Source organism: Niastella yeongjuensis (genome assembly GCF_900110245.1).
In the GTDB taxonomy this organism is placed as follows: Bacteria; Bacteroidota; Bacteroidia; order Chitinophagales; family Chitinophagaceae; genus Niastella; species Niastella yeongjuensis.
Window position 1 is genome coordinate 909386 of the sequence record NZ_FOCZ01000001.1, and the last position, 13240, is coordinate 922625.

Consider the following 13240-nt stretch of genomic DNA (forward strand, 5'->3'; position numbering starts at 1 on the left):
AGTCTTAAAATTTCATAATTCTAAAAATTGAAGAGGAAGCAAAGGTAGAGAATGGCTTTAACAACCAAAACTTTTTTTGCCGGCAAGATGCCATGATACAAATAATAACCGATGAAACCGGATTTTCCGGGACTGAAGGGCGCGGGCATATTTTAATTTTTAAATTAGACCGATCGGTTTATTTTTGTGAGGTGACAAAAGCAGAAAAAACAAAAGAGTTCATCATTGCCAGGGCCGCTCCCCTATTCAATAAAAAGGGATATGCAGGTACCAGTATGAGCGATATCATGAAGGCAACGGGTTTGGCAAAAGGTGGTTTATATGGCAATTTTGAAAGCAAGGATGAAATTGCCGCCCTCGCATTTGAATACTCCTATAATCAGTTAAAGGAAGATATTGGCCAAAAGATTAAGTCGAAAAAGACAGGCGTTGAAAAACTGCAAACCATTTTACAGTATTATAAGAACTACACCGTTACACCATCAATTGAAGGTGGTTGCCCGTTGTTGAATACGGCCGTTGATGCCGATGATGCTTATCCCTTTTTAAAAAAGAAAGCCCGGCTGGCATTGCAGGAAATGTTGGGATCGCTGCAGCATATATTAAAAAAGGGCATACAGGAAGGCTCGTTCAGAACCGATTTGAATGTAAAGAAAGAAGCTGAATTGATCTTTGCCCAAATAGAAGGCGGAATCATGATGGCCAAAGTGCTCGATGATGTAACGGTGCTGAACAGGTTACTGGAAAGCCTCAGGCATCGCATGGAAACAGAATATAAGAACCATCCATAAAAAAGTATATATGCAACTGATAACATCTTATACAGTACGCTTTAGTGATTGCGATCCGCTGGGGCATTTGAACAATGCCCGGTACATCGATTATATGTTGAACGCGCGCGAAGATCACCTGAAACAATTTTTCAACATTACGTTGTCTGAATATCATAAACAGGGATTGGCCTGGGTTACCCATAGCCATAATATCCGGTACCTGCGCCCGGTATTTTATAACGAGATCGTTTGTATTGAATCGCGGTTGATTGAGTTAGGAGAATCGCATGTACTGGTTGAATTGTTGATGTTTGATGAAAAGCAGGAAAACCTGAAAGCTATTATGTGGACTAACTTCACCAGCGTAGATATAAAAACAGGCCGTAGAAAAGACCACCCAGCCTTCTTTATGGAGTTTGCCGCCACCATGAAAGTAGCTGATGTGGATATCCATGCAGGTTTACAGGAAAGAATAAAAACATTGAGGAATCCCGTTCAATAAAGCGAAATACTTGACTAAAAACGCCTGACGTATCTATTGCGTCAGGCGTTTTTTAGTTTAAACCCTGTCTGTTAAGGAATTACTAATACCTGCAGGCTCCCGTTTATCCCATACAAATACGCCTTTCTTCTTAGCATTTCTTTAATAAACTTCCAGCCTTTGGCGCCTTCTATTATACAAAGCAACACGCTAATAACAAGTAACAAAAATATTCACCTTAAAAGCATTTTATATGAAAACGTTTTTTACCCTCACTACCATTATTCTGATAGTAATTGCCAGTTTAGTAAGCCTTGTATTATTTAAACATGGACATTATGCTTTCTCTGCACTGTTGGTTCTGACCAGTTATTTATCTGCTGCGTTGTGGATCTATGTATTGCAGACGAAGAAAGTGGTATTGGGTTAATTAAAAACTTCTTTCAGTCATAACATAAAGGTATAGGGAACTGGTGTTTACCGGTTCCTTTTTTTGTTTTATCTACCCGCTTTATGTTCCACCTCATTGCCTAATTCAGGTTCAGCAGTAATAAACCAGCGAGGTAATTCCTGTTCATGTAGTTTCCAGTGATTTGCTGAATCACGTGCAAGGGTTGCAGTGATCAGCCGCCCACTGCTATCGACAACAGAAATATGAAAGTAAATGGCCACAGAATTAATGCGGGCAAAATGAAACTCCCGTTTCAGCCCGTCGGTACATAAAATGGTTGTTGAAAAATCTGTTTCCATGATCAACTGTTTAACGCACTACAAAGGTGCACAATAATCCTTCCATTATTGTGGGAAATCGGGTTAAAAAGTAATTGGAATTATTCAAGTGATTGGGAATTAGTAATTTATTTTAAAGTATTCAGTTGCCTGTTTTATTCACAAAAACAGGGACGATCCATTTTTACAGTAAAATCGTGGCGAAAATTCTACCTAAAAAATCGTAAATTGATAGAGGAGTACTGACTGTAGAATCTCTTTTACAAAACCATCGTTCACTTACATTATTTCATTCTCATTACTTTTTGCCAAAGCATGAAGAAGTCGATTGTTGGCTGCTTGCTGCTGCTTATGCAATTACTGACCGCCCGTGCCGATCACATCACCGGTGGTGAAATGCATTATACCTATACCGGCATTAGTAATGGTATGTACAACTATCTGGTCACCGCCAAATTATTTATGGATTGTTACAGTAACCGGCGGCTGCCAGACCCGGCTTATTTTGGTGTTTTTAATAAGGGCACCGGTGCGCATATTATGGATATGTCCATCCCAATGGCCCACCAGGACAGACTGATCTTAAGTAATGCCAGTCCCTGTATCACCGATCCGCCATCTGTTTGTTACGATATTGGTTTTTATGATTTCAATGTGAACCTGCCGCCGGTGGCAGAAGGGTACATTATTGTAATACAGGTTGTATACCGGGTGCAGGGCATAAGTAATCTTACACCGGGTTATGGTAATATTGGTGCAACCTATACAGGTGAAATTCCAGGCAATGGCGTGGTGGCATCAGGGCCGCAGAACAGCAGCGCTCAATTTAATGGGGATGATATGGTGGTGATCTGCGCCAATAATTCTTTCTCTTACAACTTCGCAGCGGTAGATAATGATAACGACCAGTTGCGTTATTCATTTACCAATGCCTATATCGGCGGATCAGGTGGCGGTGGTGTGAATTTTCCCCCGGTTTCCCCACCCTATTCTTCCGTGCCTTATGGCGCCAATTACGGGCCTGGAGCACCACTAGGCGGCAATGTAAAGATCAATGCGAACACGGGCATGATAACGGGTATAGCGCCCGGGCAGGGCACATATGTGGTAACGGTACAGGTGGAAGAAATCAGAAATGGCGTTGTAATTGCCACGCAACGAAAAGACCTGCAAATACGCATTACGGCCTGCTCCATTGCGTCGGCATCTATGCCGCCCGATTACATGCTTTGCAAGAATTCGCAAACCATAACGCTCGCCAATTTGAGTACCAGTCCGCTCATTACCTCTACTACCTGGGAGCTGATCAATAGCAAAGGGGTTTCCCTGTTCAACTCAAACGATGCTGTTACCAGTTATACGTTTCCCGATACGGGTGTTTATACTGTAAAACTGGTGATCAATCGCAATCAGCAATGTTCCGATTCAGCCATTTCGCTAGCCTATGTATATCCTGGCTTTAAACCCGATTTTAGCGTGCATGGCATTTGCTTTAATAAGCCAACGCAGTTTCTCGATGCGTCGGCTACTGTTTATGGCAATGTGGATTCATGGGAATGGGACTTTGGTGATGGAACCGGGAATGATTTCTCTTCGCAGCCTTCCCCTGTTTATACTTTTCAGTCGATGGGTTTTAAAGAGGTACGACTGATAGCCACCAATACCAGGGGCTGCCGCGATACAATGGTTAAAAATATTTCCATAGTTGATAAACCGCCTTTGACACTGGCTTTTCGCGATACGCTTATCTGCATCCCCGATGCACTGCAATTGCGGGCAATTGGTAATGGTGTTTTTAGCTGGTCGCCGGGCACTGCCCTGGTAAATGGGAATACGGCAACACCCACGGTGAATCCTGTGACCACTACAACGTATAGCGTTCAACTCAATGACAATGGTTGTCTCAATAGTGATTCGGTACAAGTGCGGGTAGTAGACCATGTAACCTTGCTGGCAATGAATGATACTACTATCTGCCAGGGCGATGCCATTCACCTGCATATACAATCAGACGGTTTGCAATATAGCTGGACACCAGCCGGCCAGGTATTGAATGCAACCGCAGCTAATCCGGATGTGGTAACCACGACCAGTACAAATTATACGGTAACAGCCAACATCGGTAGTTGCCTGGCTAAAGACCAGATACTGGTTACTACTGTCCCTTATCCCATGGCGGATGCCGGTTTAGACACTACCATTTGTTTTGATACCAAAGCCTGGCTTATGGGCAGCACAGAGGCTATTCGGTTTGTTTGGCTGCCGGCGGCCTCATTGAGCAATATCAACCTATTGAACCCGGTTGCTTCACCAAAAGCAACAACGGCTTACGTGTTCTCGGCTTATGATAATAAGGGCTGTCCCAAACCAGGGTATGATACAGTAGTGGTGAATGTATTACCCGATATAGATCCGTTTGCAGGCCGCGATACGGCGGTGGTGGTAAATCAATTACTACAATTGCAGGCAAGTGGCGGTAAAGCCTATCAATGGGTCCCGGCCACCGGTTTATCGAACCCGGGTATTGACAATCCCACTGCCACCTATACAGCGCCTTCAACCGGTATTACCTATAAAGTGTTAGTGTTTAATGATGCCGGGTGTGTTGATTCTGCGTACGTAAAAGTGAAAGTATTTCAAACTGTGCCAACAGTTTTTGTGCCCAATGCATTTACACCTAATGGCGATGGAAAGAACGATCTGTTGCGTCCGATTGCGGTAGGAATAGCCCGCATCGGCTATTTCGAGATCTTTAATCGCTGGGGCCAACTGATTTTCAGGACTTCTACCAACGAACATGGCTGGGATGGAACCATTGGTGGTAAAGTACAACCCGCAGGCACGTATGTGTGGATGGTAAAAGCTATTGACTACCTGGGTGCACCGTATGTGCAACGTGGAACGATAGTTTTGGTAAGATGAGTTATTAGCCGGCAACCTGGTTCCAGTCCATAGAGAAAACATTATTCAAGCAGACGCACAGCTCACTGATGCGGGTGGGTTTGGTTAAAAAATAATGCGCACCTAACTGCATTATTTCCTGTTTGTCTTTTTGATTGGAACTGGTAGTATAGATAATCAGTGGAACGGTTGAATACCTGGAAAGCTTTTTGATTTCTATCAAACATTCCTTGCCATTCAATTTTGGCATATTCAGATCAAGGAAAATAAAATCGGGGAATGGAACCGTTTCATCTTTTAAATGTTTTAATGCCGCTTCACCATTGTTGGCATAAAAGCATTCAAAAGGGATATTCAAGTCCTTCATGGCCTCATTAATGAACAGCCGATCGTCTTCATCATCATCAATTATGAAAAGGGTTCTGGTTTTATCCATGAAGTGGGTAATAATAGATAAAATTACCAATTTTCGGGAGTAATTCCCCTTACACAGAATATTTTAATCTGGTAAAAAGAGTTAGATTTTCCCAATACATATTTGTGATAGTGTTTATACACAACGCCTCCTGTTTGTACCTGTAACAGATGCCGGAAATTGCCTGATCACAAAAAAATGTTCCTGAAATAGGTAACTTCAGCCTTGCGATACCGCCGGCAATCGATTGCATGGCTGCCGGCTAAACCAACGATACTATAATCAGATGAAAAAAATTACTAAGCACCTGTTTGTTGTGTTATTGTTGTTACCCCTATGGATGCATGCACAAAAAGTAAATTCAAATGGTGCCCTGCACCGCGATTACTTTGTAAATGCTATGGTTCGGATAGCAGATCCGCTTTTGACTGCACTGAGTAAAAATGAACTAAAAAAGAAAATGCCGGTGGAAGCCAAAACCAGCGACCGGCAAAACTTTACCTATCTCGAAGCATTTGGCCGTTTACTGGCAGGTATGGCGCCCTGGCTGGAACTGGGACCCGATAGCACCACAGAAGGAAAATTACGAAAGAAATACCTCGATCTATCGATCACCTGCATTCGCAATGCCACCGATCCGGCGGCGCCTGATTATATGAATTTTAATAAAGGCGGCCAGGCGCTGGTAGATGCGGCGTTTTTGTCGCAGGCCCTGTTACGGGCACCCAACCAGTTATGGGGGCGCCTCGATGCTAAAACAAGAAAAAATCTGCTGGAAGCTCTTAAATCGTCGCGGGTAATAACGCCGGGCCATAGCAACTGGCTTTTTTTCAGTGCCATGATTGAAGCGGCCCTGTTACAATTTGAGGGCAGTTGCGATAAAATGCGGGTAGACTATGCCGTGTCACAACATCTACAATGGTATAAAGGGGACGGCGCTTATGGCGATGGAGCCACGTTTCATTGGGACTATTACAACAGTTTCGTCATTCAGCCCATGTTCCTGGAAGTATTGCAAATACTGATCAACAGCGGCCAGAATGAGAATAAAACCTATGAGCTGGAGTTGAACCGGGCCCGGCGTTATGCTGCCATCCAGGAACGTATGATCTCCCCGGAGGGCACTTATCCGCCCATTGGCCGCTCATTGGCTTACCGGTTTGGTGCCTTTCAATTATTGTCGAAGATTGCCCTGATGCACCAACTACCCAATGATGTGCTGCCGCAGCAGGTACGCTGCGCCTTCTATGAAGTGGTGAAACGGCAGCTGGAAGCCCCCCATACTTTTGATTCAGCAGGCTGGCTCACCATAGGATTGGCTGGTCACCAGCCGGGAGTGGGCGAACCGTATATTTCAACCGGTAGCCTGTATTTGTGTTCCCAGGTATTTTTGGTGTTGGGACTGCCAGCTACGGATGCCTTCTGGCAAAATGCCGATGCCGACTGGACCGCCAAAAAAGCCTGGCAGGGGGAAGCCATTCCAATTGATCATGCAATTGAAAATTAATAATCCATATCATATATGAATAGAAGAATAAAGATCTTAGCCGTGTCAGGAGGGTTGCGACCCACTTCAACCAATGCGTTACTGGTAAAGGAAATACAAAAATGGGCGCCGGCAAATGTTGCGATATCGATTTATGAAGGGTTGGCCACATTGCCTGCATTTGACGACAGTACAACAATATCGGAAAGCGTAACTGAATGGCGCCGGCAACTGTCGGACGCGGATGGTGTATTGATCTGTTCGCCCGAATACGCCTTTGGTGTTCCGGGTGCTTTGAAAAATGCCATTGAGTGGACAGTTAAATCAAGCGAGCTGGTTAATAAACCGTTAGCATTAATAACGGCTGCCTCCAGCGGCGATAAGGCCCATGCCGCCTGGTTACAGATCTTTTCAGCCCTGTCGGCCGACATTCCTGCAGGAGGCGCCTTATTAATTCCATTTATTCGCACAAAATTCAACGAAAAAGGGGAGGTGTCGGATGCAGCTACAAAAGAAGCCATTCTCAATACCCTGCAGGCGCTCATCCAAACCATTGATAAAAAAGCATCTGAAGAAATGGAGCAAACTTGATAAATGTTAAAAAAAATCAACATGCCTTTGCCTGGCCTTATTAAAAACGAACTTTGCGGAGCATTGGCTCGTTATTTGACCTTGAACACCCATATTTAAAAAATTAAAAAGGGGTTAAAGTAATCATAAACACCCAGCCATATAATCTCAAAAACCGTTAATACAACCCGGAGGTCCTTTCAAAAATGCAGATAAAAAAAATATTCTTTACACTAGCTACAGGTTTGACTGTATTTGCAGCGTGTAAAAAAAATGATTTTAATGCTTCCGATTCAGGAAATGACAATGCTTCTACCAACAATTGTGTGGTAGGACAAAGTGTTGGCAGCGGAGAAATTATTCCTGATCAATACATAGTAGCTTATAGGGAATCAACCGGGGTAGATCTGACTTCTACCGCAGGTGTTTCATCTTTTACCAATAGTTTATTGCAACGGAACAAGATCAATGTGAGTGCCATGAGGGGAAATTTCTTCGGTGGCGCCAGAGGTTTTATTGCCCGGTTATCGGGCCCTGAATTGTTTCGTTTACGGCAGGATTCTACCATCAGTAAGATTGAACCGGACCGCATTGTAGCCTATGGTTCCTGTTTTCAGGTGGTTGAACCAAAAACGATTACCTGGAACGTAAACCGGGTGGGTTATGGCGATGGAACCGGTAAAACCGCATGGATCATTGACTCCGGGATAGATTTTACCCACCCCGATCTGAATGCAGATTCAGCACGCAGTAAATGTTTTATAAATGGCGTAACCTCTGCCCGCGATGAAAATGGGCATGGTACCCATGTTGCCGGTATTATTGGCGCCAAGAATAACTCTTTTGGAACATTGGGCGTAGCATCAGGCGCCAACCTGGTAGCCCTGAGGGTGTTTGATAAAGATGGCAAAGGCACACTGGGGTCCATCATTCAGGCTTTGACTTATGTAAACGGCAATGCCAAAGCCGGTGATGTAGTGAATATGAGCCTTGGTGAAGATACCGTATCGGCTATTTTGGACCAGGCCGTTCAAAACACCGCGTCTAAAGGAATATATATAGCTATTGCAGCGGGCAATGATCATAAACCAGCTGCGCAGTTTTCACCAGGCCGCGTGAATGCAAAAAATGTTTATACCATATCATCTGTTGATAGTCTTGATAATTTTTCTTCTTTTTCAAATTACGGGAATGATGTGGTGGATTTTGCGGCACCCGGTGAACGCATTACTTCTACTTTTTTAAATGGCAAGTACGCCATCATCAGTGGTACATCCATGGCGACACCGCATGTAGCCGGTTTGTTATTGCTGGAAGGAAGCGCCATAAAGTCATCCGGAACATCAAAAAACGCCCCCGACGGCATAGCCTATCCCATTGCCCATAAATAATTAATACTTAGGCCGGTTAGTATGCATATTGGGGAATTAGTTGCCCAAGGAATGCTGGTTTTAAATTTCGATGGATGATGCATCCATGAGTTTAAAACAGAAACAGCCGCGCAGATATGTTTTTACCGGAAAGATCGATGCATTCTTTACCGATGTATATACTTTTGGTCAGTTTATCTCACGCTTTTTTAAAAGCCTGTTTTTGCCTCCCTATGAGTTTAAGGAAATAGTGAGGCAGAGTTATTCAATAGGCGTAAAAAGCTTACCGCTTATAACACTGACCGGTTTCATCACAGGCATCGTATTCACCAAACAAAGCCGGCCTTCCTTATCGGATTTTGGCGCTACCTCGTGGTTACCGTCACTGGTAACTATTGCCATTGTGCGGGCGCTGGCGCCATTGGTAACCGGTTTGATCACTGCTGGTAAAGTAGGTTCAAACATTGGCGCCGAGCTCGGCTCCATGAAAGTAACCGAGCAAATAGATGCAATGGAAGTGTCGGCCACCAATCCCTTTAAATTTTTAGTGGTTACCAGGGTACTGGCCACCACTTGTATGGTGCCGTTATTGATGTTGTATATGGCATTGTTAGCCATGATGGGCGCATTTGTAAATGTGCACAGCAACGAACAAACCAGTTTTGTTTCCTTTATCGAGAACGGCTTTCACAGCATTAGCTTCCTGGATATTTACTCCTCGTTTATAAAGTCAATAATATTTGGATTTACTATAGGTATAGTGGGTTGTTACCAGGGTTATAACACTACCCAGGGCACACAGGGCGTAGGCCGTGCCGCCAATACCTCCGTGGTAATGGCCATGTTCCTGATATTTATTGAAGAAATAATTGTAGTACAGATCATCAATTGGTTCAGAATGCCCTGATGGAAAAGAAGAACAAACATATCGACAGAACAAAAAAGGTTATTTCCATACACGACTTGTATAAATCGTTTGGAACAAATCATGTGTTGCGGGGCATTAACCTCGATGTTTACCAGGGAGAGAATGTAGTGGTGCTGGGCAGATCAGGAACCGGTAAATCGGTGTTGATAAAAATCATAGCCGGCTTATTGAAACCCGACAGCGGTACAGTGAATGTGCTGGAGCAGGATGTGGCGAAGATCAGCTACCAGGAGCTGGAACAACTGCGATTGCGCATTGGCTTTTCTTTCCAAAGCAGTGCGTTGTACGATAGTATGACGGTACGCGAAAACCTGGAGTTCCCCTTGTTACGCAATTCAAAAGATTTAAGCCGGGAACAGCTAACGCAGGCTGTTGAAAACGCACTGGAAGCAGTTGGGTTATCCCAAACCATCAACCAGTGGCCGGCAGAATTATCAGGCGGTCAGCGTAAACGCATTGGTATTGCACGCACCCTGATCATGCAACCGGCTATTATGTTGTACGATGAACCAACGGCTGGTCTTGATCCTATTACCAGTATGGAAATTAATGACCTCATCAATGAAGTGCAGGAACGGTTTAACACCAGTTCTATTATTATTACACATGACCTTACCTGTGCCAAAGCAACCGGCGACCGCCTGGCGGTATTGCTGGATGGCAGGTTTGCAAAAGAAGGCACATTTGAAGAAGTGTTTGCCAGTGATGATGAACGGTTAAAAAGTTTTTACGATTACAATTTCATAACCTGATCTATACCACTAAAAATATTATCCGATGAGCACAGGAAAAAACAAACGCGCAGTAATAGTTGGCCTGTTTGTAACAGTGGGCCTGCTGATCTTTTTGGTTGGAATATTTACATTGGGCGGCCAGAAAAAATCATTTGTACCTTCTATAAAGGTACAGGCCGTTTTTGATAATGTGAATGGGTTACAAAAAGGAGACAATGTTTGGTTTTCGGGTGTTAAGGTAGGCACTGTAAAGGCGGTGGATTTTGATGGCAGTTCCCGCATACGGGTAACGATGCAAATTGAAAAAAAGGCACAGGAATTCATTCGTAAAGATGCCAAAGCCAAAGTAGGCGCGGAAGGATTCATAGGCAATAAGCTGATCGTTATTTATGGCGGATCCACAAAGGCCGAGGCAATTGAAGGTGGGGAACACCTGCAGGTAGAAAACACCTTAAGCACCGATGACATGATGGCCACCCTGCAGAAAAATAATGAGAACCTGGTTGCTATTACTACCAACTTTAAAACAGTAAGCAACCGGCTTGCCAACGGCGAAGGCACAGCAGGCGCCTTATTGAATGATGCTACCTTATACAAAAGCCTTGCAAGCACCGCCAGTAATTTGCAGCAGGCTGCACACAACAGTGAATTGTTAAGTAGTCGCATTGCTGCTTATACAGCACAGTTAGACAAGCCAGGCAGTCTAGCCAATGGGCTGGTGCACGATACCATGATCATGGCCAATTTACAAGCTGCCGTACAACAAATAAATAATGCGGCCGATGCTGCCCATTCCTTTACGGCCAATTTAAAAACGGTAAGTGATCAGCTGCATACAAACGACAATACACTCGGTATGTTATTGAATGATCAACAAACTGCCGAGCAAATGAAAATCATTATCCAAAACCTGAGTGTAGGAAGCGAGAAACTCGATGATGATCTGGAAGCCATCCAGCATAATTTTTTATTCCGCGGTTATTTTAAAAAGAAGGCTAAACAGGAGGAAAAAGCCCGCAAAGAAGCAGAGAAAAACAAACAATAAATACTGTATTTCAGGGCAAGCAACACCGATCCATACAACTGTTAAAATTTATTTAACGGTCCCCTTTGGCAAACCACTTGCACCACTATATGTTAGTATAGGGTAAGCTGATTTTTTATACTGTAGCTTTAATCAAAAACCAAGTGAATGTCAAAATCCAACTATCCCAGATTCAAAGCTTTAATCTTCATTCCGCTATTACTACTGATAGTAGTATGTTTTATGTATGCAGCGCCTGCAGCTGATTTCCTATACAATAAAAAAGCCGATACAGCTACCCTTTTAAATGATTCAGCCATGGGGAATGCCCATGCCAGTGAAGCAGTTAGCAGATACCATACATTGTATGGTCAAATGAAACTAGACAGTATGGGGCTTTCGCAAACCGCATTTGATTATGCGCTGCAGGGCTATAACGACCTGGTTTCGAATGGATCGATCAGGAACGACCATATTCTATCCATTGTCGATTTCAGTTTACCTTCTACCAAAAAGAGATTGTTTGTAATTGATGTAACAACTGGCAAATTGCTGTTCAATACTTTTGTGTCTCATGGCAGAAATTCAGGCAAAGAGATGGCCACAGAATTTTCGAATGATGCCAATAGCTTTAAAAGCAGCCTGGGCTTTTATGTAACAGGAACTACGTATTCAGGCGAGCATGGTTATTCCCTGCGGCTCGATGGAAAAGAAGCAGGCATTAATGATAACGCCTACAGCAGAAGTATTGTAATGCATGCAGCCGATTATGTGAACGAAAATATTATAAAAGCAAAAGGGATTCTGGGCCGTAGTTTAGGCTGCCCTGCAGTGCCCCCGTCTTTACACAAAGCCATTATCAATACGATAAAAGATGGCAGTTGTTTGTTTTTATACAGCCCCGATTCGTTTTATGTTTCACATTCCAAAATGATCAATCAACCGGAGTTGCCACAGCAACCTGTAATAACCGGGTAATGATATGAACATCCTCCACAATCAATAGCGCATAACCGGGCAATCATAATCAGTCTTTTTTCCGAATGTATATATTAAACCAATGGAGTAATTAGAGTAATGATCGTTTGTATTGGGATTGGATGACTGGCTAAACCCGTCGATGTAATCGTTGAAAGTAAAGCGGTAGGATGCCTCTGCCATGATGGACAGACTGTTTGAAATAGAGTATCGAACGCCAACTCCTACGGGAATAACAGCAATGGTTCCCGGCAGGGAATGCACGCTATCAGCGGCCAGTCCGTTCAATACGGCTGAATCGTTGGCAAAATAATCATAGTTGAAATTGTTCCAGCCGCGGTTGATGTGTAAGGAAGCCAGGCCCACACCTCCAAATACATAAGGGGATACAATTTTTCTTTCTCCATAGTTATTTCCTAAAATATTCCATACCAGCAATTCTGAAATTTCAGTATTCCGGGCGTTGAACCAGAAGCTGCGTTGCTTGCGCCATTCAGGATTATCATAATTGGCTTCATCGGCCCAAATTTTACCATGGGCAAGGTTTGTTCTCAATGAAAAAGACCGGGAAAGCAGCCGGTTGTAAAAAAGATTAAAGGCAAACCCGGGTGTTTTAAAGGCGCCGGCAGATTCGGGCGTTAAATCGCCCTGGTAAATAAACATACCCAGACTAAACCCAATTTCATGCTTCGGAATAGTAACGTTCGTCTGCGCCCTGGCACTGCTAAAAAAACTACATACAATAAGAGATAATACAATTGACTTTCGGGAAATCACTTTCATGTATTGGATGTTTTGTCGGGTAAAACAGGGTCATGAACAAATGAATTTGTTTTACGATGAGTTGGTAA

At 43.6% G+C, this 13240-nt stretch carries 14 protein-coding genes; 11 read left to right on the plus strand and 3 right to left on the minus strand.

Going from position 1 to position 13240, the window contains the following annotated elements; all coding sequences use genetic code 11:
• Positions 1-191: 191 nt before the first annotated feature.
• From BMX95_RS04160 to BMX95_RS34835, 3 genes are all read left to right on the plus strand, one after another.
• On the plus strand, positions 192-791 hold the full coding sequence (locus BMX95_RS04160) for a TetR/AcrR family transcriptional regulator (RefSeq protein ID WP_165758858.1): 600 nt from the start codon (positions 192-194) through the stop codon (positions 789-791).
• A 10-nt stretch (positions 792-801) separates the two neighbouring features.
• A complete protein-coding gene (locus BMX95_RS04165; RefSeq protein WP_081198686.1) occupies positions 802-1275 on the plus strand; it encodes an acyl-CoA thioesterase in 474 nt (157 codons plus the stop codon).
• Between the two features lie 232 nt (positions 1276-1507).
• Entirely contained in the window at positions 1508-1684 is a 177-nt protein-coding gene (locus tag BMX95_RS34835) for a hypothetical protein (RefSeq protein WP_165758857.1), read from the plus strand.
• A 68-nt stretch (positions 1685-1752) separates the two neighbouring features.
• On the opposite strand, the gene BMX95_RS04170 is transcribed toward BMX95_RS34835, so the two are convergent.
• Entirely contained in the window at positions 1753-2004 is a 252-nt protein-coding gene (locus BMX95_RS04170) for a hypothetical protein (protein ID WP_081198685.1), read from the minus strand.
• Positions 2005-2298: 294 nt separating this feature from the next.
• Here BMX95_RS04170 and BMX95_RS04175 point away from each other — a divergent pair, with 294 nt between their 5' ends.
• A complete protein-coding gene (locus tag BMX95_RS04175) occupies positions 2299-4905 on the plus strand; it encodes a T9SS type B sorting domain-containing protein (RefSeq protein WP_081198684.1) in 2607 nt (868 codons plus the stop codon).
• A gap of 4 nt (positions 4906-4909) precedes the next feature.
• On the opposite strand, the gene BMX95_RS04180 is transcribed toward BMX95_RS04175, so the two are convergent.
• Positions 4910-5320: a response regulator gene (locus BMX95_RS04180; RefSeq protein WP_081198683.1), complete on the minus strand. Its 411-nt coding sequence runs from the start codon at positions 5318-5320 to the stop codon at positions 4910-4912.
• A gap of 265 nt (positions 5321-5585) precedes the next feature.
• On the opposite strand from BMX95_RS04180, the gene BMX95_RS04185 reads away from it, so the two are divergent.
• The 7 genes from BMX95_RS04185 (at position 5586) to BMX95_RS04215 (ending at position 12389) form a co-directional block, all read left to right on the plus strand.
• Complete coding sequence (locus tag BMX95_RS04185) at positions 5586-6806, plus strand: DUF2264 domain-containing protein (RefSeq protein WP_081198682.1); 1221 nt, start codon at positions 5586-5588, stop codon at positions 6804-6806.
• Between the two features lie 15 nt (positions 6807-6821).
• Positions 6822-7376, plus strand: coding sequence for an NADPH-dependent FMN reductase (locus BMX95_RS04190; RefSeq protein WP_081198681.1), 555 nt, complete (start codon positions 6822-6824; stop codon positions 7374-7376).
• Between the two features lie 185 nt (positions 7377-7561).
• A complete protein-coding gene (locus BMX95_RS04195) occupies positions 7562-8746 on the plus strand; it encodes a S8 family serine peptidase (protein ID WP_081198680.1) in 1185 nt (394 codons plus the stop codon).
• 70 nt (positions 8747-8816) lie between these two features.
• A complete protein-coding gene (locus BMX95_RS04200; protein WP_242673050.1) occupies positions 8817-9632 on the plus strand; it encodes an MlaE family ABC transporter permease in 816 nt (271 codons plus the stop codon).
• Complete coding sequence (locus BMX95_RS04205; protein WP_081198679.1) at positions 9632-10405, plus strand: ABC transporter ATP-binding protein; 774 nt, start codon at positions 9632-9634, stop codon at positions 10403-10405. The genes BMX95_RS04200 and BMX95_RS04205 overlap by 1 nt, the downstream gene beginning before the upstream one ends.
• Before the next feature lie 25 nt (positions 10406-10430).
• Entirely contained in the window at positions 10431-11432 is a 1002-nt protein-coding gene (locus tag BMX95_RS04210; RefSeq protein ID WP_081198678.1) for an MlaD family protein, read from the plus strand.
• Positions 11433-11579: 147 nt separating this feature from the next.
• Positions 11580-12389 (plus strand): murein L,D-transpeptidase catalytic domain family protein, encoded by an 810-nt coding sequence (locus tag BMX95_RS04215; RefSeq protein ID WP_081198677.1) that lies wholly within the window; start codon positions 11580-11582, stop codon positions 12387-12389.
• A gap of 21 nt (positions 12390-12410) precedes the next feature.
• Here the strand turns inward: BMX95_RS04215 and BMX95_RS04220 are convergent, their stop codons facing one another.
• Positions 12411-13172, minus strand: a complete 762-nt coding sequence (locus BMX95_RS04220) for a DUF6089 family protein (RefSeq protein WP_107686017.1) — start codon at positions 13170-13172, stop codon at positions 12411-12413.
• Positions 13173-13240 lie beyond the last annotated feature (68 nt).